The following is a 25,251-nucleotide window of genomic DNA, read 5'->3' as shown; positions in this document are numbered from 1 at the left end:
TTATCCCAACATCTCACGCAAGGTTCAACCTTATTTCATAGTTAACGGTTTCCCCCGGTTCAAGGAAGACGAGCGATCCGCGCTCACGCTCTGCACTTCTGCCTTCGACGTAACAATTGGCAGGCTCAATACCCAACACATGCGTGCCGGCCCCGGGCATTTTCCATTGGACCAGATTTGGCAGCGTATTGGCCGACCATTGCAGCGAAACCCGAACGTGCGTCCCTCCAGAATGGAGAGGGAAATTCGGGTTGTCGATCTGCACCAGTGGTTTGCTGCTTGTATGGTGGTAATACACACGCTCTTGATAATCCTTATCCGGGGCATGCCATGCCCGGTAGCCATCCGTCGGTGTCCCCTGCTCACGCGCTTGCACCGATGCCGAATGGAAGTTTATCGTCGTCTCTTCGCTTAACAAAGGAAAACCGAAATTAAAGTGATACAGAATCATATGAGGACAACGTTCAAAGCCTGTATTCCTCACCTCGTCCTGAATGAGAAGGGAATTCTCTCCGAGTCGACTGCGAATTTGCCTCGTTAAGCGTAGGCGGCCTCCGAAGATCGATGTCTCTTCCACACATCCGGCTATTCGCATTTCCATTTCATCCTCGTTCCAGCTGCTTTCGGCAGAAACCTGGCTTGCAGGCGTGTGATGCATGCGACCATGCAGTCCAAGCCTCTCGCCTTGATCTTCGCAAGATGACCCGACTTGCATGAGTCCGCAAGTCATCAGCAAACCGCCTGATGCCGTTCGCAACCAGCCGTTGCCTTCCGGTTCATAATACATGGGATGCGCATCGCCGTTGCAGGATTGCCAACTGATCGGCACCCCATGGAACTCCGCCAATGAAATGTCCAGCCCCTTCGTTGGCGTGACATAATAACTCAATCCCGCTCCAGTCCGGACTTGAATCTGCTCAACGCCCGCTTCTTTCCCTTCCGTGCCCATAAAACGCCGTATGCCTGCAATTTGCTCGATCCGGCCTACACGGGCTTCCAATTCCCGTCTCGTCCACTCTTTTCCGTACAGTCTCATGCAAGCCTACTCATCTTCCTGAATCACAGGCATGCGCTGAATTCGCGGATCGGTGAAAATGTCGTACTCATCCCGACTCGTGCTGGAAAACTCAGAAATGACGGCTCCCTCGTCGCCTGCCTGAAACCAATGCTTGACGCCAGGCTGAATGGTATATTGTTCTCCCGGTGACAGCGCCACTTCATGGAACACCGTGTAATAGGCCTCGCTGCCTACCGGTATTTTCGCTTGAATGACAGGCGCTGCCTCTCCTTCTACATATAAATACACGTTTCCTGACCGGCAGCGGAATGTTTCCATTTTGCCTTGTTCGCCTTGCACCTGCGGATGCAAATGTTCAGGACACGTTTGATTGGAAAAAAGCACTAATTCCTTGGCGCAATATCGTTCCGTATTTACATACGTAACCAACTGCAAGCCCTGCAGATCAAGCTGACCGAGGCCAAATCCGGCTACTTCAATCTGCTCCTTTTCATGCTCTGTTAGTGCTATACCGCTGCCCTCTAACATCGCCGTTGCTTGCTTTTGCGCACATACAACCTCGCTTCTTTTCATTCGGCATCCCTTCCTGTCCGGTACCATTTATCATGCGGTCCAATCCACAGCTGCTGCTCATTGATCGACCATTCGGTCAAGTCAAGATTCATCTTGCGCTTGGCCCATCCCCGTTCGATTCGGCTGACAACATCCGACCAAGGAGGAATGCCGCTTGTTGCATCGGGTTGCTCCACATTGCATGCGCCTACGCCTACAGCCGTATGAATGGCTTCTTCGATCGACGTTCCTTTTAATAAGCTAAAAAGAAATCCTGCTATCGTACAATCTCCCGCTCCTGTTGTCCCTTTCACTTCTGCTTCAAAGCAGGAGGTTATGAATTCGCAGCCTAGCCACTCCTTGAGCGTGCTTGGGGACGGATTACAGCGCCCCATTGCCGATAGTCGGCCCTCATCCCAAGTCGTACGGACATATAGACCGTGTTCACCAAGCTTGATCACTACAATCGCAGCGCCCATATCCAATAATTGCGTCGATAGCTCAGATAACAGCGCTCCGGTCGCTAGTGACAGCAAGTCGCCTGAAGGGGCTTCCTTCTCTAACTGATGAAAGCGTTCACGATTCAGCATATAGAGAACTTCTTCGAAGCTGGGCATGAAGATATCGACATAAGGCAGCGCATCGGCCAAAATGGCGATCCAATCCGCCTTGCCGGCGTCCGATTCAGGGTCGGGCTTGGCCATATCCAAGGAAACTGTTAAACCGCAGGCTTTAACCTGCTTCAACATACGGGTCAATTCAGAGCCGTTATGTTCATACATGCTGCGCATGAGGGGGGGATAACCAAAATGAAATAATCGCGCCCCTTCAAGCTGCTCGGTTGTTACATCTGCAGCGGAATACGTATCATTAGCGCCTGTAGCATGCAAAAAAGCACGGTCCGTATGAGGGGGACTGATTACGATAGAATAAGAGCTATGTTCCCCAGGCGTTAGGATCATCCCTTCTACCAAGGATTCATCCTGCTGCCGCAAATGTGCAAGAATAGCTTCGCCGAACGGATCCTTGCCGATTTTCCCCATCAGTTTGACTTGGCTGCCAAGCCGATGAAGGGCAATCCCCGTATTCGAAACAGCGCCTCCCGTTGAAATGACAGCGGGACCTATATTCACTAACTTACCCGGAACGAGTAAATCGCTCATCCCGGACTGTTTCTCATCCATCGCCGGTATAATATCCAAACAAATATGCCCCGCGACGATTACTTCCGCAACCTGACGACTCAAAGCTAACCTCTCCAATCTATTGAAATGGTTTGCCCCTTCTTATTTGATTCCAATGCTGCTGTGAAAATACGGTGGCTGTATGCGGTCTCTTCCGGCGTTGCGCAGTAGAAAGGCTGCTGCGTTTGCTTGCCGTGCGCCAGCTCATCGCAAAACGCGGCCCACATTTGCAAAATGGAATCCGAGAAGCCGAACTCGAAAATACCTCCGGTAATCGTTCCATAAGCCGATTTGTAAGGAGCATCTACGAGATGCCAAGCCTGAACGCCACCTGGCGAATATGGCAGTGAAGCGACCTGTTTCGGATTTTTCGTCGTAAATTCGGCTGACCATTCAGTTCCTGTGATGCGTATAAACCACGTATTGGCATGCCCTGGAGCAATCCGCTTCGTGGATAAAACCATTGGGAACTGTTGATCTTCGCTGTCCACCTCGCACGCAAGAATAGCGTTGTCCCACGTTTCGCAAGGAACCAGGTTCCCCTGTCCGTCCGGTCGTTCTGGCACTATTTTGGACAATAAAGCACGAACGGATTTGGGTTTCCAGCCAAAACGCATCGGAAGATGCAAAACATGCATGCCCAGATCGCCCATACATCCATATTCGCCGTTCGTCGCTATTCGCCTTTTCCAATTGATGACTTTGGTTGGGTCCAAATCGCTGGAGTGCCAGAAACCGGCTTCAACTTCAATGATTTTACCGAATTTGCGTTCTTGTACCCATTGATAAATCTGCTGCGCTCCTGGGAAGAAAGGAAACTCCGAGGAACAGCGAACAATGACCTGCGGATGCCTGGCAATGGCCTCCAGGATAAGCTGATTAGCCGCTTGATCGATGCCGAATGGCTTTTCGCCCAGCAAATGCTTGCCTGACGTAATAATATCCACATAAATTTGCGCATGAAGATTATGCGGGACTGCGCAATAAACAGCATCGACCGAAGGATCTGCAAGCAGTTCCTTATAGTCCGTGTAGACAGCTTCCACACTGGACACGTTCTCTTTGAACCATTGCGCAGCAGCTTCGTTCGCGTCACAGACCGCCGTAATTTTCGGCACGAAATCAATCCCCGTAAGATGACACCAACGTGCTGCCGCGCTGGCAAACTCTTTGCCCATTAAACCGCAGCCGATTACGCCAAAGCGTATGATTGTTTTAGACATAGCCAGGTGCTCTCCTTTTATTTAAAAATACCGCTAGGCGCAGCCAAGTAAGCCAATGCCTGCTCCTTCGTGGCTCCCTCGTGGACGATGGACATCAGCGCCTTTGTCATACCGGAAGGATTCTCGTGCTGGATCACGTTGCGTCCATACACAATGCCAGATGCGCCTTGCTTCATCAATTCGATCGTGCGGCTTACGATTTCCTCGTCGCTGGCTCTTCCGCCTCCGCGCACAAGCACGGGGACCCCCGAAGCAATCTCGATCACGCGGTGATATTGCTGAACATCATCGCAAGGGTCCGCTTTAATGACATCCGCCCCCAATTCTACCGCTTGGCGAACTAGCGGCATGATCTTCTGGATATCGCCGTCTACCATATACCCGCCTTTCGTCTCATTGGCCAACATAACCAGCGGCTCTACCATGAGCGGCATGCCGTATTTCTCGCATTCCGTTTTGAGCTTAGCCACGTTCTTGACACACTGGTAATGGAGTTCAGGCTGATTGGGCAGCAGCAGCAGATTGACGCATACGGACACTGCATCCAAGCGGACAGCCTGCTCAATCGCCTTATCGATAAGCTCGCTAAACAAATAGCTGGGCAGCGTATGGCCGTAAATGTTCGCTACGTCTGTTCGCAAAACGAGTCCGATTTTCTGACTGCCGGGAATCGATGGCAGATGCGCTGCCTGACCGACGCTTAACTGAATGCAATTCGGCCCTGCTTCCACAATGGTCGAAATGGCTTGCTTCATATTTTCAATACCAGATAGAAATGAGGCCTCGTTAAAAAATCCGTGGTCGATGGCAACATCGAAACATTTGCCTTGTTCGCTGAACATACGATTTAGTCTTGGTTTTCGCGACAATGAAATCGCCTCCTTCAAGAAATGTTTGTTTATAACATTATATTATGTTATAAACAAACATTTGTCTATATCTTTGCAGTAAAAAACCTAGCCTTGGCTAGGTCCTTGTCATTACAAAGGGAACTCCATTCCCTTATTTCGGCGAAAAGTGGAATTTCGCGCGCCTAAGGGGAACTACAGGGTCTTATTTCGCCTCAGTGCTCTAACTAGCTGCTCGGAATGGCGAAATAGCGGATCCTAGTTCCCATTCCCTTGCCAAAAGGACTTTTTCTAGCAAAATAACGCCCTGTAGTTCCCCCTCTCTTCCAGCGAGGCATGGAGACGACCGGGGACTAGCTAGGCATAGGTGCGGTGGTAAGCCTCAGCCAACTCTCACTTAAGTAACAAACTTACTTACTTCTCATCCAATCAGGAAATGGATGGAAATTCCTTCGCCATTTCATTGACAGCGATTTCTTTCGGTGGTATCTTCAGAGGAATACGCAAGACATTCCACATGACGTGAGGAATGTCTTGTTGTATTTTCGCTCTTTTTTTTACATTTAATGTATTTTTCATGGAGGGGGGTTTAGAAGGTGATTCAAGTAAAAGAATTTTTGGACACGGATTCATCCTACGCGGAGTCGAGAGCTAATCAATTTTTGGCTGAGTTAACGGATGATCAGGTTATTAATGTATGCTACGGCTCCGTCATGAAGACAGGAAAACATGATGTCGGACTCCAACGAAGTTCCATCCTTGTTGTTTATAAAACAAAAGAATAAACGCCAATTTTCCTGCGTTGTTTATCAACTATTAAAGAGGTACCGACATGAAATCAAGAGTTGAAACTTTCTTTAAGCTAATCTCATTGATCTCAACACTTTTTCTCGCAGGAATTTTGCTGTATGTTATCTTACGCAATTGAATTTCCATTTGAAGGATATAGCGAAGAGGTTTTTAGCGAATAGAAGCTCGACTTTTTTAAAAAAGCGTGGAGGTTTTATACAATGATCATGCATGGGTATAGTCGTCTAATCATTTTTGGTGGAATATACGATGAACCATAGTTTTATGTGATGAGGTAAGGCCGCCTACTACTAAGTAAAAGAGAACGCAACTGTTTTTCAGTTTCGTTCTCTTTTTGGATTCTGAAATCTATAGAACCTTATTAACCGCAGGAATTTTCCTCAGCACGTAAGAGACGGCGAACGATATCATTACACTGGCAGTACCGACCGCCATCCATTTCACGAGAGCAGGAAGAGGAAGTGTAGATGCCCCCTTGGATACCGCAACAAGTATAAACGCATGGATGACATACACGCCAAAAGCCGCACTGCCTAACTCTTGAAAAAAGGCCCCGCTTCGGTTCCATTTTTCACGGAACAACACAAGCAATCCCAAACACAGGCCAACGGCGACGAATGGCTCCCAAAATGCATACACTAGCGATTGCAGATTCATTCCTCCGTTAACTTGCATAGGCTTGCCGCTAAGAACCCCTTGCGTCACCAAAAAAATCGGAAGTATCCAAATCACAATACCCGAGATACTGGCCCAGCGTTTAGCTTGAGACGTCGTAATTCGTTCGAGCCATCCGTTCCGGTAGGCATGAATGCCGCCAATGAACATCACAATATACGAAGCAAAATAACCGAACTGCATGCCGAGTATAGATTCTCCAACCGGAAATAGGAGCCGAATCATAAAGGCAATCATTCCGATTAATAGGGCAATAGCGATAAGGAAGCGAGATGACGGAAACTTAGTGATACTCTCTGCGCTGCTTGCCGCCGTTTCCTGTTGAACAAGTGAAGGTTTCTTGCGCTGCCCTAGCCATTTTTGTATAAATCGATAGCCGCAGTAGACTATTGAGAAATAAAGGAGTGCTTCGGCAAACCACAGCGGCCCCCAAGTAATAACTTTGAAAGTCGCGATATTGTGCATATAAAATTGGCCGAATGTTTCATTCTGTTCATTTGCCATATAGATGACGGCTGGCCCTATCCCAAAGACATAGACAAGGGTTGGTATGCCCAATCGGACGAATCGATCCAACAAAAATCGCGCAGGTCCTTTACGTTCATAGGAAGACGGAGTGAAATACCCGGCCAGGAAAAAGAACAAGCCTAAGAAAAATGCTTGATTAACAGCAGTAAACAGTGTCAGCACGATCGGTGCAATTCCGGTAACTCCCAGCTCTACGTAATACCAACTCCCCGACGCTCCGTAGGTAATCGCTGCATGATGAAAGACTAGCAGCATGGTCAAGCATACTCTTAAATGATCCAAATAATAGTATCGCTTCTTCATGAATATCCTCCAAAAAACGGGATTCTTTTCTCCTTGATTTTACCATAGGCCGTTGAATGTTTTGAATAAACTTGCAAAAATAAAAAAAAGAGCTGCCGCGAAGCAAGCCCTCAACTATAATTCTCCATACGTTCAATGATATCGATCTAATAGGTACTTAATACCCGATATAACAGCAACTAGAAAGCCAATGCCTGCAAATGCCAGGCAAATAAAAAATGGAGCCGGGTTATAAGGTTTAAGTGTTTCTTCGAATGTTGGCTGTAAAGGTGTAGAGGTTAATTGAATGTATAAACCTAATATGCCACTAAATATCCAAACTACAGTCCCAATCGCAGCTATAATAAGTGATTTTTTCATCCTGCACCTCACTCTCACTATAATTGGAATAATAAGTAAATCCCACACTGTGAATTCTACTTCTATTTGCTGCGAAGTTCAAGATTGACACAATGCGTCGGGAGCGAATTGGGTATCGTGATTCCAACCGTTTCTTGAAATCGCAATCAGCAGTGGAACTTCCGGGTCTCCATCGTCCATCCTAACAGAGGAAGGGAACTCCGTTCCCTTATTTCGGCGAAAAGTGGAAGCTCGGGTGCCCAAGGGGAACTGCAGGGGCTTATTTCTCCTCAATGTTCTAATTGTCTGCTCGGAATGGTGAAATAGCGGACTCTAGTTCCCTTTCCTTTGCCAAAAGAGCTGTTTCCAGCAAAATAGCGCCCTATTGTTCCCCCTCCCCAAAACAAAAAAAGAACAAGCCATCTAGCAAATTACTTCGCTAAATGAATTGCTCCCTATTTTATCGTTATTGTGTACACGTTGAAATGCCTTTTATGTACCAAGCGTATGCTCATGCTCCCTCCTCTTCCCTTGCCAATCGGATACGACTACACCGAGCAGAACAAGCGCCGCACCGATGTAGCCTCTTAGGGGCAATATTTCATGGGCGAACAAGAATCCAAACAGAGCGGCAAACACCGGTTCGAGCGCGAAGATTAAGCCCGTTCGGGTGGGTGTCGTATACTTTTGAGCCAATGGTTGAACGACAAAGCCAAAGGCGCTGCATACGAGGCTAAGCACCAGGATGGAGATCCATCCGTTTAAAGTGGCCGGAAGCGAAGGCGTTTCAAAAATAAACGAAAAGAGCAATCCGAATGCACCTGCAAAACCTAATTGCAAAATGCCAAGATTTAATGAATCCGAGTTTTTAACTACGGTTCCGGTAATGATGATATAAACAGCGTAGAATAACGCTGACAGAATGCATAAGAAATCACCCGGATATATATGCAATTGGCTGTTCAGCGTAAGGAGTCCCATCCCGATAAAAGCGAGGCAGATGCCAATGATAAGGCTGGGATGCAGCTTTTTTTTAAACACAAAAACATAAATTAAGGGTACGAAGATGACCGTTAGACTGACCAAAAAACCGGCATTGGATGTCGTTGTCGTTTTCAAGCCAAAGGTAATGCATGTAAAAATACAGAACAACAGGAACCCAAGTAAAGCTCCATATTTAATAGTAGGCAAATCCGTTTTCCGTAAATGTTTAAAGAAAAGAGCTGCTGTGACAAGAAAAGCCAACCCGAAACGCAATGCGATTAAATTAAACTCAGCGATGGTATTCAGTCCATACTGCATGAACAGGTACGAGGATCCCCAGCATAATGTCACTGCGATCATCAACCATTCTGCTTTTTGACGTTTCAATTCCGATCCTCCTGCTTTCTATCTTAGATGAAATGGCAACCGTTATTATCACAGTATACTAAACCTCCATATACAAGAATACTGAATGTTTATTATACTATACATGAGAATTACTCATGTAAATTAGAAGGGGCGGATTTCATTGAGTATAGCCAAATACGAGGTTTTCATGAAAGTCGTCGAGGTGGGGAGCCTGACTAAGGCTGCCGAACTGCTCGGATTCACCCAATCGGGCGTAAGCCATACCATTAGCAGTCTGGAATCAGAGTTTGGATTCACGCTTTTGCTCCGTGGCCGCTCCGGCGTCAAATTAACGGCGAACGGCGAGCAGCTGTTAAAGCCGATCCGGGAAATCCTCAATTGGAACGAACAATTGAAGCAGGTTGTTACCTCAATCCACGGCTTGGAAACAGGAACGATCCGCATTGGCACCTTTACCAGTGTGTCTGTTCACTGGCTTCCGGGCATGATGAAGCAGTATCAGAATGACTATCCAAATATTGAATTTAAGCTGATGGAAGGCGACTATGAAGAGATAGAGCAATGGATCGCAGCAGGGGAAGTCGATTGCGGGTTTATTACAATTCCCGCCCGGGGAAGCTTTGATGTAGTCCCACTGAAGAAAGACCGCATGTTGGCCATTTTGCCTATGGGGCATCCCTTGAGTCACCTCCCCTTCTTTCCTTTATCGCAAATTGAAATAGAGTCGTTCATCATTCAGCGTGAAGGATCGGATTACGATGTCAGACGCATCTTGGATCAATCGTCGCTCAAACCCCGCATAAAGTTCTCGTCAGGGGACGATTATGCCATTATCGCTATGGTGGAGAACGGGCTGGGCATTTCCATACTTCCTGAACTGGTTCTTCAGGGAAGAGATCACAACGTCCATTCGCTGGAGTTGGAAGATCATCATTACCGCTTCCTGGGCATTGCCGTTCATTCCATGAAAGATGCGTCACCCGCCACCAAACGGTTCGTCAATTATGTGCAGCAATGGTTGACGTAATTCGTTTACGATGTCCTTTTGTGCAGTTATGCTTCTGTGACCAAAATAAGGGGAAAATTCCCTCTAATTTGATTGCAGAAGCTTGTCAGAGGTTATCTCTCGAGCCATTTAGAGGGAGATTTTCCAGTGAACGTCCCTGAGTGAATAACCAGTCCAATAAAAAGGGAATCTTATACAAGACCAGACTTAAAAGGACAGGGAGTGAGCAAGAGATGGGAACAATGACAGCAGTGGGCAGCTCCAACCCGCAAGCTGGAACAGCGCAAAAAACGCTTGGCCAGTATTTGTTTGATTGCCTGAAGCTTGAGGGCATTACCGAAATTTTTGGCGTTGCCGGGGACTATAATTTTACACTATTGGATGCGCTGGAGCAGTATAACGGCATCCGGTTTGTTAGCGGAAGGAACGAATTGAACTCAGGTTATGCGGCTGACGGCTATGCAAGGATCAAAGGTCTGTCCGCTCTTATTACGACTTTCGGGGTCGGTGAGCTCAGTGCCTGCAATGCGATAGCGGGAGCTAACAGCGAGCATGTTCCACTGATTCACATCGTAGGTGCGCCTCCTGAGAAGGATCAAAAAGAACACAAGATGATGCACCACACTCTAATGAATGGAAATTTCGACCTCTTTCATAAAGTATATGAGCTGATTACGGCTTATACCGCTGTGCTGACGCCGGAAAACGCCGAGATTGAAATTCCTGCCGCCATTCGCATGGCGAAAGAAAAGAAAAAGCCGGTATACCTGGTTGTGGCTAATGATTTAGTGAGCAAGCCGATCATGGCCCGGAGCGAGCCGGCAGCACCGCGCCCAACGTCCAATCTGAAAACCCTTCAGGCAGCAACGGAACATGTCCGCCGGCTGTTGGAGCGAGCCCACCGGCCGGTCATTCTGGTTGATGTCAAAACCATGCGCTTCGGCCTGGAGACAGCGGTTCGGCATTTGGCCGACGCCATGAACGTACCTGTTGCGACGATGATGTTCGGTAAGGGGGCATTCGACGAAACCCATCGGAATTATATCGGGATGTACGAAGGCTCTTTCGGAAGCACTGACGTCCAAACCACGGTAGAACAGGCAGACTGCGTCATAGCGATAGGCATGGTGTCGGCGGACAATAACACTGCGAACTTCACCGCGAAGCTGAACCCACTGGTGACAGTCGATATTCAACCGGACATGGTCAAGGTCGCAGAAGCGGAATATCCGAATGTGCTCGCAGCCAATATGCTGCTTGCGGTGCAGAAGATTGGGTACAAAGGCCAAGGCGTGGCGGAAAAACCGACATTCCCGTACGACCAAATAACCGGCAGTGCCGATGAGCCCCTAACTGCGGCCGTTTATTATCCCCGTTTTCAGCAGATGCTGCAAGAAGGGGATATTGTGATCGCCGAGACCGGTACGTTTTACAACGGGATGGCTGAGGTGAGACTTCCGCGTAATGTAACGTATATCGCTCAGGGAGGCTGGGAATCCATCGGTTATGCCACACCCTCGGCATACGGTGCCAGCATCGCTGCGCCCAACCGTCGGGTGCTGTTATTTACAGGTGACGGCTCCTTGCAGTTGACAGCCCAAGAGATCAGTTCCATGCTTTATTATGAATGCAAGCCCATTATTTTCATCTTGAACAACGATGGTTATACGATCGAGAAATATTTAAATGTCAAAACAGAGAATCAGCCATATAACCAAATTCCGCGCTGGTCTTACACCAAGTTGGCCGAGGCTTTCGGAGGCGATGCGTTTGCTTTGACTGTCCGGACCTATGGAGAGCTGGACCAGGCTATAATTCAAGCTGATAAGGAACGTGCCGGGAGGCTTTGTATCATTGAAATGATCGCTGCGGATCCTATGGACGCACCCGAGAATATGCGCCGGATGCGAAACTATTTGGAGAAGCAGGAGAAGCGGCGAAGCCAGAATTAGAAGCAGCTGCCGCCTACCTATTAAATGACGGATGCCTCATAGTTACATAAGCACAATCAAATGCTACTAACCCAACGTATGATTATATTGTATTACAAATCCACGGAGGGGAATGAGTACACATGGGAGCAGTAGGTTATGGTGAAGGTATTGGCTTTGGTCGTTCAAGCGCAGCTATCTTAGTTCTCTTTATTCTTTTGGTCATCATCACATCAGCTTTTGTATGGTAATTTCTTGATCCAAAAAGAAAAGGCCTCGAGCGCGAAGCTCGTAGGTCTTTTCTTCCTATATAGCTAAAATCATGAGTACCGGATCAAACCTCCATTTACATGAATCACTTGACCTGTGACGTACATGGATTCATTAGCTGCAAGGTATACGAAGGCCGGTGCTACCTCGAAAGGTTGTGCTGCACGGCCAAACGGGCTGTCAGTACCCAGAGTAGCTACATGTTCCTTGGAGTAGGTACTGACATTTAGCGGCGTCCATGACGGACCCGGAGCGACCGCATTGACCCTGATCCATTTGTCAGCCAAAGAAAGTGCCATACTGCGAGTAAAACTTACTATTGCACCTTTCGTTGCGGAGTAATCAATGACATCCTTGTCTCCTTCATAGGCGACCCTCGAAGTCGTATTGATGATGGCGCTGCCTTTATCCAAATAAGGTAGAGCCGCTTTAGTCAAATAAAACAAGGGGAATATATTGGTTCGAAAAGTGTTTTCAAGCTGTTCATTTGAAATATCCAGTATACTGCTTGTAAAAGGTTGAACGGCAGCATTATTGATTAAGATGTCCAGTCTATGATAATGACTGAGCGTTTCAGCTATTATATCTGGCGAACTGGCTGGATCGCGAAGATCCCGGGCCAGAAGCAGGCAGCGAGCGCCGAGCTGCTCAACATACTTTTTGGTTTCTTCTGCATCAATATGTTCATTGAGATATACAATAACTAGATCGGCTCCTTCTTTAGCATAAGCCGCTGCAATTGCACGTCCGAATCCGCTATCGCCTCCAGTAATAATTGCAACCTTTCCTTTCAGCTTGCAGCTGCCGACATATCCAGGGTAATCAAAAATAGGACGAGGAACCATGAGGTACTCCAGACCAGGGACATGATCCTGGTGCTGTGGTGGAAATGCTATTGGCTCCTGTACAATCTTGGTTTGATAACCAAGGAAGGGATACACAGGATAAGAGAATTTCATGTTTTACCCCCTCTTTTAAAATTCTAAAAACACTAGTCATTATTATATATAAGTTAGAAATATGCATTTTATCCCTAATGCCAACCTTCTCCCGCTTCCTTTACATGAAATCATTTTTCATCCATAATGAGGAGACGCACACTGTAGATACATTTCGTTTGTTCATTTACACCTAGAATGCGGGAGAGAGAGCGCCTTCATGTCAAAATCATCCTTCAAGTCGTCCGTCGTGTCCAGCTTCCGAATGTCTTGGAACAGCTTCAAATCGAAGCTGCTTCTTAAATATGTGTTATCCTACATCTTGATGTTCCTCGTTCCCTTAACAGGAGTTACAGTAATCATCTATGAAAACGCAATCAACGATTTGCGCAGAGAGATCGAACAGACCAACGTCAACCAGCTGAGTCAAGTTAAATCAACGATAGACGAACGAATGAACGAGCTGCAGCAAATTACGAGCCGTATCGCATACGACAAGCAGCTCAGCTCCTACATGGTGCATCGTCCGTACTATGAGATGGAAGCGATCGACGCCTTGGGCAATTACAAGGCAAACAGCAGCATTCTTGAAGACTTGTTTCTGTACTTCCATCAGGATGAAAATATTTACTCGTATCGCGGATTAACGAATGTGCATATAGCTTTCGGCAATTTTTACCAATACGGCAACTGGAACAGCGAACAAATATATCGCGATCTGAACGAGATTAAACAGCCGATGATCCGCCCGGCCGAGAATGTAAACGTTAACTCGCGAAAAGATTCCATGCTGACGCTCCTTTTCCCGATCAAGCCGAACGATCTCTACCCCACGGCCACTGTCGTTTATCTCGTGGATGAGACGAAACTGACCGGCGTGATGGACTCCATGCTCAGCAACTTCTCCGGAAACAGCTACATTTTCACCCAGGACGGACAGCTGCTTACCTCCAATAACCATGGGAACGCACTTCCACAGCAGGTATTGGAATCCTTGTCCTCTCTGGAGCCTGGCATACACAGCATGAAGCTCGACGGCGTCCAGCACTCCGTAGTTTCGGTAAGGTCGACAGAGAACAACTGGAACTATGTAGCCGCCATTCCAAGTTATCAATTCTTTAGCAAAGTAGTACATATCCAGACATTGTTCCTACTCGTATTCTTTATTACGGTCTTATTTGGTATCATAGTAGCCATCCTATTAGCTAAGCGGCAATATCACCCGATTCGGGATTTGATCGAGTTCACCAAGCGGAAGAGCCCCGATTACGATACGACCCGGAACGAATGGGACTGGATTAAGCAAACGATTCATGATTACAGCGCCCGCATCGACACCCAGGAGCCATTCGTCCGCAATCAGTGTCTCCTGCTGCTGTTCAAGCACGGCAAGCCGGATGATCCGGAAATCGAGCGCATGGTAGCTGGCGCAGGGCTGGAACACCCGCATGGACAAGGATTATACGTATCCCTGATTCTAGCGTGGGACGACAATCTCGAAGGCGAGGAGTCCTCGAACATTCGGCAGCGTCTGCAGGAGATGCTGAGCGAGCTTGAGTTTCCGGATCTGCAAGCCCGCGTGTACGGCGTAGAATTTTCGACGAAGGACCAACTGGCTCTCCTCGTCTCCATCCCTGCCCAAGCTCAGGAGCCGGTTCGGACGCGGATTGAGAAGGTCGTCGAAGCGATCAAAGACATGATCATCGGCCATGCTCCGATTGTGCCTTATCTCGGAGTCGGGATGCCCTATCCGGACCTCGCCAGCATCAACCAATCATTTATCGAGGCAGCTACGGCCATAGACAACCGCATTCTGGGGTCTAACGGGCGGGTGACCTACTTCGAGCAATTGCAGGATATGATTGCGTCGCCGACGGAAGCTTACTGGATTCCGAAGAAGCTCATGCTCAAGCTGGAGCAAAGCTTGAAGCAGGGCAACGAAACGGTAGCCACTCAGGTTATTGCCGATCTGATCGCCGAGATCAAGGAGGCCGCCGTACCCGCCCCCTTACTGCGCTGCATCTGCTTCGATCTATTGAACTCTCTGCTGCGGACAGCTCATGAACTGGGGGTCAGCGAAGTATTCGCCGGCATACAGAACTTCTCTGTCTTCGAAACGCTGGAGGAGCTTGAAGTCCGGTCAACCTCCTTGGCGGTCAGCATCTGCCAGCAGGTCGAACGCAACACGGAAACCGATCAGCCTTCCTTAATTGAAGATATCGTCGCCTATGTCGATCAGAAGTTCGCCGACTACACGCTCAGTCTGGAGCATGTCGCTTTGAAATATTCCGTATCGATTTCCTACCTGAGCCGCAGCTTCAAAGAGAAAGTGGGCCATAACTTTACCCAGTATATCTGGCAGAGAAGAATGGACCAAGTCACTCGGCTGCTTGTCAATACCACCGCTCCGTTGAAGGAAATCATCGAACAGGTCGGCTATCTGGACGCTCCGAACTTTATCCGCAAATTCAAAAAAGAAACAGGCTATACGCCGGGACAATACCGCAAATTATTCACCGCTGCCAAGAAGGAGCCGGAATAACCCGCACCCGCTTCCAGCACAAAAAAGCTTGAATCCTCGATGATGAGGACTCAAGCTTTTTGGCATGACTCAGATTTATTGAGGCTCGTTAAGGATGTAATCCACCAACTCGTCCAGCGGCACCGTGGCCAAGGCGATAGCCGTGTCCGTCACGCCGTAGTAAATGTAGAGCAATCCGTCCTTCACGACATTGCCCGTAGGGAAGATAACGTTCGGAATTTGGTAGCCGAATTTCTCATAGTAGGTTTCCGGCTCCATGATGAAGTTTTTCGTACGGGCAATGACCTTCTCAGGGTTATTCAGATCCAGCAGCAGCGCTCCCATACGATATACAATCTCGTCATCCACGCCGTGGTAGAGCACCAGCCAGCCCTTATCGGTTTTGATTGGTGGCGTGGAGCCTCCGATTTTACGTGATTCCCAAGCCGGATTCTCGCCCTTGGCCAGCAGCTTCGGCTCTTCCCAGTGAATCAAATCTTCCGAATACGTAATCCACATTGCCGCCTTTTCCGTGCCGTATTCTTCCCCGATATATTCCTCCGGACGACGCAGCAGGACGAACTTGCCGTTAATTTTCTCTGGGAACAAAATGTTATCGCGATCATTGATCTCCAGTGGAGTCGTGTCCGCCACAAATTCCCAGTCGATCAGATTGGTCGACTTGACGATCGAAGAGCGCGTCCGCCAATGGACTTCCTGCTCGCCCCAACCGTCTGGATACGACGGGAAGGATCTCTCCGGAACGCCACGATTGGTCGGATAGTAATTCATCGCACACGGACGGAGCGCGTAGTTCATGTAGAAGGTGCCGTCGATTTTAACCACACGCGGGTCCTGTACGCTTCCGTACGGGAATCCGAGCTCGTCGGGCGTCAGAACAGGCTCATCCTTCACATGAGTGAAGTTCACGCCATCCTCGCTCTCCAGCAAGCCCAAGAAGTTTTTACACGGGGTCAGAGAGCCCGCCGTGCGCTCGATCATGTAGAATTTGTCATTGTCGATGATAACAGCAGGATTGAACACTGTCACTTTGCGCCATTCGTAGTCTCCCGGAACGACAATCGGGTTATTGGGATGTCTTGTGATTTTCATGCGTATTGCCTCCTAGGTTATGTTGGTAAAGAGCTGCTAGCCTTTGACGGAACCGATCATGACGCCTTGTACGAAATAGCGCTGCAGGAACGGATACACCACGACGATCGGCAAGGTGGACACGATGATGACCACATACTTCACGAGTGCGGCAATCTCGGCCTTATTATTCATCGCGATGGCCATGTCGCCGCTGACCGCAGCACCGGTGGTCTCAGCCGTCATTTCTTGCAGGACGAGAATTTGGCGCAGCACCATTTGCAGCGGATATTTGGTCTCGTCATTCAGGTAAATCAATGCTGGGAAATAACTGTTCCAATGACTTACGCCATAAAATAGTGCCATCACCGCAATAATCGGGGCGGATAACGGAATAATGATAAGGCCGAACAGTTTGAAGTTCGTGCAGCCATCCATATAGGCAGCCTCATGAAGCTCCTTGGGAATGCTGGACTCGAAAAACGTACGGGCAACGATAATATTCCACACCGAAGCCGCTACCGGCAGAATTAATGCTCCGATGGAGTTCATCAATCCAAGGTTTTTCACCAGCAAGTAGGTTGGAATGAGACCGCCGTTAAAGAACATCGTGACCAGAAACATGCCCATGAAAAACTTGCGGCCTACGAAGTCCGATCGACTGAGCGCATAAGCGGCCGGCAGCGTCACGACGAGGTTCAGCAAAGTACCGATAACGGTGTACAGAACCGTATTCCCATAGCCGTTCCAAATTTTAATATTGTCGAACACAAGCCCGTACCCTTTAAAATTAAGTCCCTTGGGAAACAGCCACATCTCACCGGAGCTTACGTATTGGGGATCGCTCATCGAGGCGCTGATTATATACAAGACGGGGTATAACACCACGATCAAAGCCAAAGTCAAAAACGCATAGTTCATCATCAAAAAAATCCGGTCTCTCTTAGTCTCCTTCACTGCAGTGGCAACAGCCATAGATTACTCCTCCTTTCTTCCTCTCTACCATAAGCTTGTTTCGCTTGTGCGCTTGGCAATTTTGTTAACGGTAATTAGCAAGACAGCATTGACCAGCGAGTTGAACAGGCCTACGGCTGTCGAGAAACTGTACTGCGCGCTGACAAGCCCCGTTCGATAGACAAATGTGGAAATCACGTCGGACGAATTTATGTTAAGCGGGTTTTGTAAAAGCAATACTTTTTCATAGCCCACGCCCAAAATATTGCCCACATTCAGAATCAATAAAATGGTAATTGTCGGTACGATCGTCGGAAGATTAATATGGATAACTCGTTTGAAACGGCTTGCTCCATCGACGATGGCCGCCTCATGCAGCTGCGGGTCTACGCCTGACAATGCCGCCAGATAAATAATCGTCCCCCAGCCTGTATTCTGCCAGACGCCCGAAAAGACGTACACGGTCTTGAACCAGCCCGGATCCGTCAAGAAGGCCGGTGACTGGATACCGAACAGCTCTATCAACTTCACGATGATTCCCGACGACGGAGACAAGAAGGTAATGACCATCCCCGCCATAACGACTACAGAAATAAAATGCGGTGCATACGTAATTGTTTGCACGCTTTTCTTGAAGAAACCATTCCTCACTTCATTGAAAGCAAGAGCCAATATAATGGGAAGCGGGAACCCGATCAAAAGCTCATAAAGGCTTAGGCTGAGTGTATTCCACAATAAATCCCAGAAATAGTAGGAATGAAAAAAGCGTTCAAAATGTGCGAACCCTACCCAGTCACTCCCGAAGATGCCCTTGGACGGGATGAAATTTTTGAAGGCAATCTGAATCCCGTACATCGGTCCGTATTGGAAGATCAGGAAATACAAAAAGGCCGGGGCGATAAATACATACAGCTCCCAGTTTTTCATAATTCTCGTGCGCAGTGCACCGCTGCTTGATGCTCTCGTGCTTCTTGCTGTCTGTTGACTCCCTGTACTCATTTTCTCCATCCTCTCCTTTCTCTGCTTTTTTCGGTTGCTGCTAACGCTTACAATCGTCATCTAGAGTGTAGAGAAAACCGGGGGCTTCCGTAAATATGTCAAATCTGCATTGTCATTCTCGAGCTTTTCGGCAGGCTCAGACTGCGCATTACGCTTGGTCCTATTGTTAAAATTCCGGGGGCGCTATGTCGTTTTTACTTGCGATTATCCGCGTGCAAATCATACATATTGTCAACCGCTGCAAGATGTGTGAATCTGTCTACGAAGTTATAAGGCTCGGTCTGCGAATCCGAGCCTTATGCGTATGAACGCGAAGACCAAAGGAGGCTTTAATTCGATGACAAGGAAAGCGGCTCATCTGATCTCACACAGCCATTGGGATCGAGAGTGGTACATGCCGTATGAGCGCCATCATTATCTGCTGACAGAGCTGATGAACGATCTGCTGGACATGCTGGAGCAAGACCCCCGGTACCGTTATTTCCATTTGGACGGACAAACAATTATTATCGAGGACTATTTGCAGGTTCATCCTGAAAAAAGAGAGCAGTTGGAAGCCTACATCAAGGCAGGCCGTATCATTATCGGACCATGGTATGTTCTGCAGGATGAATTCCTGACCAGCTCGGAAGCGAATGTCCGCAATCTGTTGATCGGGCATCAGGATGCCGCCAAGTACGGCGTCATCTCCAAGCTGGGCTACTTCCCCGATTCCTTCGGGAACATGGGGCAAGCGCCACAGCTGCTAAAGCAAGCGGATATCGATACGGCCGTGTTCGGACGCGGCGTAAAGCCTACCGGCTTCGACAATGTGGTCATTGACACGAACGGCTCTGGCTATGAGTCGCCATACTCGGAGATGTACTGGTCGGCTACGGACGGCTCCACGGTGCTTGGGATTTTGTTCGCCAATTGGTACAGCAATGGGAACGAAGTTCCGGTCGAGGCCGAAGCGGCCAAGGCATTCTGGGACAAGCGTCTCGGAGATGCCCAGAAATACGCATCCACATCGGAACTGCTGTTCATGAACGGCTGCGACCATCAGCCGATTCAGCGCGATCTTGGCGATGCTATCGATACCGCCAAAGCGCTGTACCCGGATGTGGAGTTCATACACTCCAGCTTCGAGCAGTATATAGACGCGCTCAAGAAGGAGCTGCCTGATAACATGGTGACCATCCAAGGCGAGCTGCGCAGCCAGCATACGGATGGCTGGGGCACGCTGGTCAATACTGCGTCCGCCCGCGTCTATCTGAAACAGCTGAACCAGCTCGGACAGACGCTGCTGGAGAAAGGCGCGGAACCGCTTGCTGCGCTGGCCCGTCTGGCGAGCGGCAAAGCCTATCCGCATCAGCTTCTCACCCATGCTTGGAAAACGTTGATGCAGAACCACCCGCATGACAGCATCTGCGGCTGCAGCGTGGACGAGGTTCACCGCGAGATGGTCACGCGCTTCGACAAGAGCCGGCACTTGACCGAGACGATCATCGACGAGAGCTTGCAGGCTATTGCCGGACAAATCAACACCGCTGGCGTAGCAGCCTGGCCGGAAGGCAGTCTGCCTGTCACCATCTACAACATGACCGGCTGGGAGCGTACGGGCACTGTCCGTATCGAGCTGATCGTCGCCAAGTCCTACTTCAAAGAGGGGCCGAACCCGCCGGCAATCGCGGAGCGGCTGGCTCAAGTGCCTTTGAACCTGGACAAGGGCGTGCTTCTGGACGACAAAGGACAATCCATCTCAGTCAAGGCGGAGGATCTGGGCGTACACTTCGGCTACGAATTGCCGAAAGACAAATTCCGGCAGCCTTACATGGCACGCAGGATCGCGCTAACCTTCGAGGCGCAGCAAGTTCCGGCGCTTGGCTTCAAGACATGGGCTTGGATAAGCGAGCCTACTTCGCAAGTCGAGACCCCGCACAGCCCGCTTGTCGTGACAGACTCCGGTATGGCCAACGCGCATATTGCAGTCCGCATCCATGCAGACGGCTCCTACGATATTCTCGATAAGGCGACAGGCCATACCTACGAAGGTCTGGGCGTGTATGAGGACTGTGGCGATCTGGGCAACGAATACGTCTTCCGCCAGCCCGACGGGGATGTCGGGTTGACGACCAGAGGTCTCAAGGCTCGAGTGACGCTAGTGGAATCCGAGCCTTATCGCGTTACCTATGAGATCAAGCATGCCTGGTCCATTCCGGCTTCTGCATCCGAGCTGTTCGAGGAAGAGAAGCGGAAAATGGTTCCATTCCGCAAGCGTACCGCTTCGCGGTCAAATGACGTGGTGTCGTTTGAGTTAATCACCCGCATCAGCCTGGAACAGTCCGGCAAAGGCGTGCAAGTATCCGTGTCCTATCATAACCAAGCCAAGGACCACCGTCTCCGGGTGCTGTTCCCTACAGGCTTGACGGCGGCGACACATCTGGCCGACTCGATCTTCGAGGCTGCCGAGCGCGATACGACGCCAGCCGAGGAGTGGATCAACCCGAGCAACGCGCAGCACCAGCAAGCCTTCGTCAGCGTATCGGATGGCGCGATTGGACTTACTGTCGCCAATAAAGGGCTGAACGAATATGAGATCCTGCGCAACGGCAAGAACACGATCGCCGTCACCCTGCTCCGCAGCGTGTCTGAGCTGGGAGATTGGGGCGTATTCCCGACGCCGGAAGCGCAATGTCTTGGCGATCACTCGGTCGAGTTTGCGATCTATCCGCACGCAGGCACCGCGATTCAGTCCGGCGCCTTCGCCGCAGCGTATCAATTTCAGTCGCCATGGTTCCATACGCTTACGCCGAGTCGGCAGCAGGGCTCGCTTCCGGCTGCGCATCAAGCGCTGGCTTGGAGCGGCTCGTCCCTTGCGCTGTCAGCGTTCAAGATGTCCTTGGACCATGACGACATCATCGTCCGCATGTACAATCTCGCTCACGAAGCTGAGCCGGTGACGCTTAATCCTTCCTTCCCGGTCGCTTCAGCTTACCGGAGCGACATTCTGGAACGCCGTCACGAGCCAGCCGAGATCACGGACGGGTTTATCCGTTCCACGGCAGGCAAGTGTGAGATTGTGACCTATGCCCTTCAGCCCAAGCAATCCTAAATCTATTGCCATAGGAGGAATACATCTATTATGAATTTACCTGCATCCATTACCGAATTCCTGAACGAAGCCGACCTTAAGCTCGCCCACAACCCGAAGCTGCAGAAGCTGTTCAGAAACTGCTTCCCGAACACGCTGGAAACGACGACCAAGCTGCTTGACGACGGCACCACGTTCATATTTACCGGCGATATTCCTTCCATGTGGCTGCGCGATTCGACCGAACAGGTTCGCCATTACATTCCGTTCGCCAAACATGACATGGACCTGCAGCGCATCTTAGGCGGTCTGATCGCACGTCAGATGTTCTATATCAACATCGACCCTTACACCAATGCTTTTAATGAAACTGCAAGCGACAAGCACTACCGTGACACGGACGACTGCGACCTGAACCCATGGATGTGGGAGCGGAAGTACGAACTGGACTCACTCTGCTTCCCGGTGCAGCTTCTGTATGCTTACTGGAAAGAAACCGGGATCACCGATATCTTCACCACTTCCGTTTACCAAGCGCTGACTTCCATCGTGAACGTGCTGATCACCGAGCAGCATCATGACCAGAAGTCCCTGTATCACTTTACGCGCCAGACGAAGATGCATACGGAAACGCTGCAAAACAACGGGCGCGGTCTTCGGTCCAACTACACCGGCATGACTTGGTCCGGCTTCCGTCCGAGCGACGACGCGAACCTGTACGGCTACAACATTCCGGGCAACATGTTTGCCGTCGTCATCCTCGGCCACATCATCGAGATCGCAATGGATATTTACAACGATGTGCGCCTGGCTGCACGCGCCGAGAAGCTGCGCGCAGAGATCGACTTCGGCATCCAAACCTACGGCATCGTCGACCATCCAAAATACGGGAAAATTTACGCCTACGAAACCGACGGCTACGGCAACTACTGCCTGATGGACGATGCCGGCACGCCGGGCTTGATCACGATCCCTTACATCGGCTACACCGGCATCGACGATCCGATCTACCAGAATACGCGCCGGTTTGCCCTTAGCTTCGATAATCCGTATTATTTCGAGGGCAAATACGCCAAAGGCATTGGCAGCCCGCATACGCCGGGCGGCTATGTCTGGCACATGGCCTTGTCCGTGCAAGCGCTGACCTCCAACAATGTCGACGAGATCAAAGAGCTTATCCAGACGCTAATCGCTACGGATGCGGATACCGGCTACATGCACGAAGGGTTCCATCCGGATGACCCTTCCAACTTCTCGAGACCTTGGTTCGCCTGGTCCAACAGTTTGTTCGCCGCCTTGATCTGCAAGGCTATGGACGAGGGGCTCGTTTAATCGCGAGCTGCCCGGCATCGTCTGATCATTCATCGCATCATCCAAGACAAGCTCCCCGCAAGCCTTGACCGGCGGCGGGGAGTTTTTTTGATTTATGCCGCCGAAACACCGAACTCAAGACGCCGCAGCTTTACTGGATCGCACCAAAAAACGGGCGTAAAGGCCAAATTCACCTTTACACCCGCTTCTATTGAGTTTAATCCCTTATTGTTTATGCTTAATTTAGTTCTTTTTCCAACGTTCATAAGCTTTTTGGTAAATCTCTTGGAATCGGTCCGAGCCCATTTTCTTCAGCGTTTGCACATATTTATCCCAACCGTCCAGCGACTCCTGTCCGGTGATAAACTTCGCTTCCATCTGCGCGACGTACGTAGTGAGATCGGAACGTAATGCCGCCACTTCGCCTGATTCCGCATCCGTCAAGAACAACGCCGGGAACGGCACGCGTGCGCCACGGTCAAGCAGCTTGGTCTTGGACTCGTTTTCCACCCATTTCGCGAACTCGTCCTTCACAGGCTCATCCGGTACAACCATTGGAGATGCGATACCGAAGTTAGGCGTGATCTTGGAACGGTACGTCTCCCTGTCTTCTCCATTCGGCACAGGCAGATACTCAATTTGGGATTTGGCGCTGTCCGTATATTTCCACAGAATGCCCTCTGGTCCCTTGTTGAACAGCATCTCGCCTTCCGGAGAGTACATGTAATCTACCCAGCGGATCGACGCTTCCGGAGAAGGATTGGACTTGGAAATCGCGAACGTACCTGTTGAGAAGCCTTTATTTCTAGCGATAACGGGAGCACTCACCTTGTCGCTGCGAACCGGGCTGAACATCACGTCCTCAGTATTAGGCTTCCCGCCATGCGACATGTAGGCATGCCAGTCGGAGAACAGGAGTACCTGATCGTTTTTAATCTTAGCCTTCTTCTGATCATCCGTCTGCGAGAAGGATTCGTGATCCAAAAGGTTTTCCGCCCACAGCTTGTTCAAGTAAGTCACGTAGCCTTTATAGGCCTCTTCAGACGGTGTGTAGTGAACCTTATCTTTGTCGTCCACATACAATTCTTCCTCATACGCTCCGAATGCGCCAAGAATCCACGTGCGGATATCTCTCAGCTTGATGCCTGAGGAAGATGACAACGGAATCTCATCCTTCTTGCCGTTCTTGTTCGGGTCTTCGTCTCTGGCACGCTTCAGCAGGTCGTACAACTCATCCGTCGTCTCCGGCAGTTTCGTCACATTGAGCTCCTTCAGCATTTTGCCGTTATACCACATCGGATTCCGGTACCATGGCTGATAAGGCTCGATGCGTGGGAGAGAATAAATATGTCCGTCCGGCGCTGTGATCGACTTGCGAATATCCGGTTTATCGGCCAGCACTTTCTTGATGTTCGGTGCGTATTCATCGATCAGCTTCTCCAAAGGAATCAGGATACCTTGGCTGCCGTAGTTTTGCTCTTCAGCCTGCGTAAGCTTAGATGCGAAGAAAATGTCCGGATAGTCGCCGCTGGCGAAGACGAGATTCTTCTTTGTATCGAAGCTGTCCCGAGGAGCATTCCGGTACTCGATCTTGATCCCCGTGAGCTTCTCCATCTCCTGCATAACCGGCATGTCCTTCCAGTTCTGAATCCCCATATCCGGAGCCATGATGGATAAGGTTAACGGCTTCTTCACAATCGGGAACCCTTCCTTATTTAAGGAGCTCTCCTTCGAGCTTCCGCTGGCGCTTGCAGCGTTCTCGTTCTCTTTTTTACTCGCGCAACCGCTCAGTACGGTCATTGCCATAACTGCGACGAGTGCGGACGCCATGACTTTCTTCTTTCTGTTCGACAATTGCGTGTCCTCCCTTATTATCTTCTATGAAAACCGTCATAATCAACGAAGGCCCTAACCACCCGGCCCTATTCGCTGTTATGATCACGCTTGCAACATGCTTTCCTGTGAGGCATCGCTGTCTCGACACGAAACAAGCTGCTAGCGCTTACAAAATGAAGCTTAAACTTTGCAGTCCTTCTAGTAAATATGTCGTTTTTGTGCTGTCAAAGACCCTGTGCTCCCCCAGTTCCAGAGCATGATGGTTTCTAAATATCCGGGCGCCTTTCCGTTAGGCTAGCCGGCACGAATATGTCATTTTTGAGAACCTTATTGTTAGAGCAAAACATACACATTATACATTTTTCATGACAACGGAAGCAGGTATGGACATTTCTACGACTTGTGAGGAAGCCTTTTGTGCAATTATGCTTCTGTGGTCAAATTAAGGGAAAAGTTCCCTCTAATTTGACTGCAGAAGCTTGTCAGA

At 49.5% G+C, this 25,251-nt stretch carries 20 protein-coding genes; 7 read left to right on the top strand and 13 right to left on the bottom strand.

Annotated features, from left to right (window positions below; translation table 11 throughout):
• Positions 1-13 precede the first annotated feature (13 nt).
• The 5 genes from GC097_RS29315 to GC097_RS29295 are packed head-to-tail and all read right to left on the bottom strand — an operon-like array spanning position 14 to position 4,846.
• Positions 14-1,036: an aldose 1-epimerase family protein gene (locus GC097_RS29315; RefSeq protein WP_171686817.1), complete on the bottom strand. Its 1,023-nt coding sequence runs from the start codon at positions 1,034-1,036 to the stop codon at positions 14-16.
• 6 nt (positions 1,037-1,042) lie between these two features.
• Positions 1,043-1,591, bottom strand: a complete 549-nt coding sequence (locus tag GC097_RS29310; RefSeq protein ID WP_171686816.1) for a D-lyxose/D-mannose family sugar isomerase — start codon at positions 1,589-1,591, stop codon at positions 1,043-1,045.
• Complete coding sequence (locus GC097_RS29305; protein WP_171686815.1) at positions 1,588-2,817, bottom strand: carbohydrate kinase family protein; 1,230 nt, start codon at positions 2,815-2,817, stop codon at positions 1,588-1,590. The genes GC097_RS29310 and GC097_RS29305 overlap by 4 nt, the downstream gene beginning before the upstream one ends.
• Positions 2,818-2,819: 2 nt before the next feature.
• Positions 2,820-3,977: a Gfo/Idh/MocA family protein gene (locus GC097_RS29300; protein ID WP_171686814.1), complete on the bottom strand. Its 1,158-nt coding sequence runs from the start codon at positions 3,975-3,977 to the stop codon at positions 2,820-2,822.
• A 17-nt stretch (positions 3,978-3,994) separates the two neighbouring features.
• The gene (locus GC097_RS29295) at positions 3,995-4,846 is read right to left on the bottom strand and encodes a class I fructose-bisphosphate aldolase (RefSeq protein ID WP_216625935.1); all 852 of its coding nucleotides are present in this window, start codon (positions 4,844-4,846) and stop codon (positions 3,995-3,997) included.
• Positions 4,847-5,421: 575 nt separating this feature from the next.
• Between GC097_RS29295 and GC097_RS29290 the strand changes: the two genes are divergently transcribed.
• Positions 5,422-5,610 carry a sporulation protein Cse60 gene (locus tag GC097_RS29290; RefSeq protein ID WP_171686813.1) on the top strand — a complete coding sequence of 63 codons (189 nt, stop codon included), beginning with the start codon at positions 5,422-5,424 and terminating at the stop codon, positions 5,608-5,610.
• A gap of 373 nt (positions 5,611-5,983) precedes the next feature.
• On the opposite strand, the gene GC097_RS29285 is transcribed toward GC097_RS29290, so the two are convergent.
• The 3 genes from GC097_RS29285 to GC097_RS29275 form a co-directional block, all read right to left on the bottom strand.
• The gene (locus GC097_RS29285; RefSeq protein WP_171686812.1) at positions 5,984-7,141 is read right to left on the bottom strand and encodes an acyltransferase family protein; all 1,158 of its coding nucleotides are present in this window, start codon (positions 7,139-7,141) and stop codon (positions 5,984-5,986) included.
• A 132-nt stretch (positions 7,142-7,273) separates the two neighbouring features.
• Positions 7,274-7,501: a hypothetical protein gene (locus GC097_RS29280; protein ID WP_171686811.1), complete on the bottom strand. Its 228-nt coding sequence runs from the start codon at positions 7,499-7,501 to the stop codon at positions 7,274-7,276.
• 471 nt (positions 7,502-7,972) lie between these two features.
• Complete coding sequence (locus tag GC097_RS29275) at positions 7,973-8,851, bottom strand: DMT family transporter (RefSeq protein WP_171686810.1); 879 nt, start codon at positions 8,849-8,851, stop codon at positions 7,973-7,975.
• A gap of 142 nt (positions 8,852-8,993) precedes the next feature.
• Between GC097_RS29275 and GC097_RS29270 the strand changes: the two genes are divergently transcribed.
• The 3 genes from GC097_RS29270 to GC097_RS29260 all read left to right on the top strand — a co-directional run bounded on the left by GC097_RS29270 (position 8,994) and on the right by GC097_RS29260 (position 12,021).
• On the top strand, positions 8,994-9,860 hold the full coding sequence (locus GC097_RS29270) for a LysR family transcriptional regulator (protein WP_171686809.1): 867 nt from the start codon (positions 8,994-8,996) through the stop codon (positions 9,858-9,860).
• 212 nt (positions 9,861-10,072) lie between these two features.
• The gene (locus GC097_RS29265; RefSeq protein WP_171686808.1) at positions 10,073-11,791 is read left to right on the top strand and encodes an alpha-keto acid decarboxylase family protein; all 1,719 of its coding nucleotides are present in this window, start codon (positions 10,073-10,075) and stop codon (positions 11,789-11,791) included.
• 122 nt (positions 11,792-11,913) lie between these two features.
• Positions 11,914-12,021 (top strand): YjcZ family sporulation protein, encoded by a 108-nt coding sequence (locus GC097_RS29260; RefSeq protein WP_171686807.1) that lies wholly within the window; start codon positions 11,914-11,916, stop codon positions 12,019-12,021.
• A gap of 69 nt (positions 12,022-12,090) precedes the next feature.
• On the opposite strand, the gene GC097_RS29255 is transcribed toward GC097_RS29260, so the two are convergent.
• Complete coding sequence (locus tag GC097_RS29255; protein ID WP_171686806.1) at positions 12,091-12,999, bottom strand: SDR family oxidoreductase; 909 nt, start codon at positions 12,997-12,999, stop codon at positions 12,091-12,093.
• Between the two features lie 199 nt (positions 13,000-13,198).
• On the opposite strand from GC097_RS29255, the gene GC097_RS29250 reads away from it, so the two are divergent.
• Positions 13,199-15,520 carry a helix-turn-helix domain-containing protein gene (locus tag GC097_RS29250; RefSeq protein WP_171686805.1) on the top strand — a complete coding sequence of 774 codons (2,322 nt, stop codon included), beginning with the start codon at positions 13,199-13,201 and terminating at the stop codon, positions 15,518-15,520.
• Positions 15,521-15,595: 75 nt separating this feature from the next.
• On the opposite strand, the gene GC097_RS29245 is transcribed toward GC097_RS29250, so the two are convergent.
• The 3 genes from GC097_RS29245 to GC097_RS29235 are packed head-to-tail and all read right to left on the bottom strand — an operon-like array spanning position 15,596 to position 18,544.
• Positions 15,596-16,612, bottom strand: coding sequence for a glycoside hydrolase family 130 protein (locus tag GC097_RS29245; protein ID WP_171686804.1), 1,017 nt, complete (start codon positions 16,610-16,612; stop codon positions 15,596-15,598).
• 36 nt (positions 16,613-16,648) lie between these two features.
• Positions 16,649-17,566: a carbohydrate ABC transporter permease gene (locus tag GC097_RS29240; protein ID WP_171686803.1), complete on the bottom strand. Its 918-nt coding sequence runs from the start codon at positions 17,564-17,566 to the stop codon at positions 16,649-16,651.
• A gap of 24 nt (positions 17,567-17,590) precedes the next feature.
• Positions 17,591-18,544 (bottom strand): ABC transporter permease, encoded by a 954-nt coding sequence (locus GC097_RS29235; protein ID WP_171686802.1) that lies wholly within the window; start codon positions 18,542-18,544, stop codon positions 17,591-17,593.
• Between the two features lie 337 nt (positions 18,545-18,881).
• Here GC097_RS29235 and GC097_RS29230 point away from each other — a divergent pair, with 337 nt between their 5' ends.
• Positions 18,882-21,638 (top strand): alpha-mannosidase, encoded by a 2,757-nt coding sequence (locus tag GC097_RS29230; protein ID WP_171686801.1) that lies wholly within the window; start codon positions 18,882-18,884, stop codon positions 21,636-21,638.
• A gap of 30 nt (positions 21,639-21,668) precedes the next feature.
• Entirely contained in the window at positions 21,669-22,949 is a 1,281-nt protein-coding gene (locus GC097_RS29225) for a glycoside hydrolase family 125 protein (RefSeq protein WP_171686800.1), read from the top strand.
• A gap of 222 nt (positions 22,950-23,171) precedes the next feature.
• Here the strand turns inward: GC097_RS29225 and GC097_RS29220 are convergent, their stop codons facing one another.
• Positions 23,172-24,758: an extracellular solute-binding protein gene (locus GC097_RS29220; protein ID WP_171686833.1), complete on the bottom strand. Its 1,587-nt coding sequence runs from the start codon at positions 24,756-24,758 to the stop codon at positions 23,172-23,174.
• Positions 24,759-25,251: the final 493 nt, after the last annotated feature.

The sequence above is a fragment of the Paenibacillus planticolens genome, from assembly GCF_013141725.1.
Classification (GTDB): Bacteria; Bacillota; Bacilli; order Paenibacillales; family NBRC-103111; genus Paenibacillus_E; species Paenibacillus_E planticolens.
The sequence above is the reverse complement of the archived record's forward strand: the minus strand, read 5'-3'. Positions and strand labels throughout refer to the sequence as shown.

Bases quoted from the DNA above. Each gene is read 5' to 3' on its own strand.
- GC097_RS29285 (WP_171686812.1), bottom strand. From the start codon at position 7,141: ATGAAGAAGCGATACTATTATTTGGATCATTTAAGAGTATGCTTGACC.
- GC097_RS29315 (WP_171686817.1), bottom strand. From the start codon at position 1,036: ATGAGACTGTACGGAAAAGAGTGGACGAGACGGGAATTGGAAGCCCGT.
- GC097_RS29280 (WP_171686811.1), bottom strand. From the start codon at position 7,501: ATGAAAAAATCACTTATTATAGCTGCGATTGGGACTGTAGTTTGGATA.
- GC097_RS29245 (WP_171686804.1), bottom strand. From the start codon at position 16,612: ATGAAAATCACAAGACATCCCAATAACCCGATTGTCGTTCCGGGAGAC.
- GC097_RS29260 (WP_171686807.1), top strand. From the start codon at position 11,914: ATGGGAGCAGTAGGTTATGGTGAAGGTATTGGCTTTGGTCGTTCAAGC.
- GC097_RS29225 (WP_171686800.1), top strand. From the start codon at position 21,669: ATGAATTTACCTGCATCCATTACCGAATTCCTGAACGAAGCCGACCTT.
- GC097_RS29300 (WP_171686814.1), bottom strand. From the start codon at position 3,977: ATGTCTAAAACAATCATACGCTTTGGCGTAATCGGCTGCGGTTTAATG.
- GC097_RS29220 (WP_171686833.1), bottom strand. From the start codon at position 24,758: ATGGCGTCCGCACTCGTCGCAGTTATGGCAATGACCGTACTGAGCGGT.
- GC097_RS29230 (WP_171686801.1), top strand. From the start codon at position 18,882: ATGACAAGGAAAGCGGCTCATCTGATCTCACACAGCCATTGGGATCGA.
- GC097_RS29250 (WP_171686805.1), top strand. From the start codon at position 13,199: ATGTCAAAATCATCCTTCAAGTCGTCCGTCGTGTCCAGCTTCCGAATG.
- GC097_RS29255 (WP_171686806.1), bottom strand. From the start codon at position 12,999: ATGAAATTCTCTTATCCTGTGTATCCCTTCCTTGGTTATCAAACCAAG.
- GC097_RS29310 (WP_171686816.1), bottom strand. From the start codon at position 1,591: ATGAAAAGAAGCGAGGTTGTATGTGCGCAAAAGCAAGCAACGGCGATG.
- GC097_RS29240 (WP_171686803.1), bottom strand. From the start codon at position 17,566: ATGGCTGTTGCCACTGCAGTGAAGGAGACTAAGAGAGACCGGATTTTT.
- GC097_RS29235 (WP_171686802.1), bottom strand. From the start codon at position 18,544: ATGAGTACAGGGAGTCAACAGACAGCAAGAAGCACGAGAGCATCAAGC.
- GC097_RS29265 (WP_171686808.1), top strand. From the start codon at position 10,073: ATGGGAACAATGACAGCAGTGGGCAGCTCCAACCCGCAAGCTGGAACA.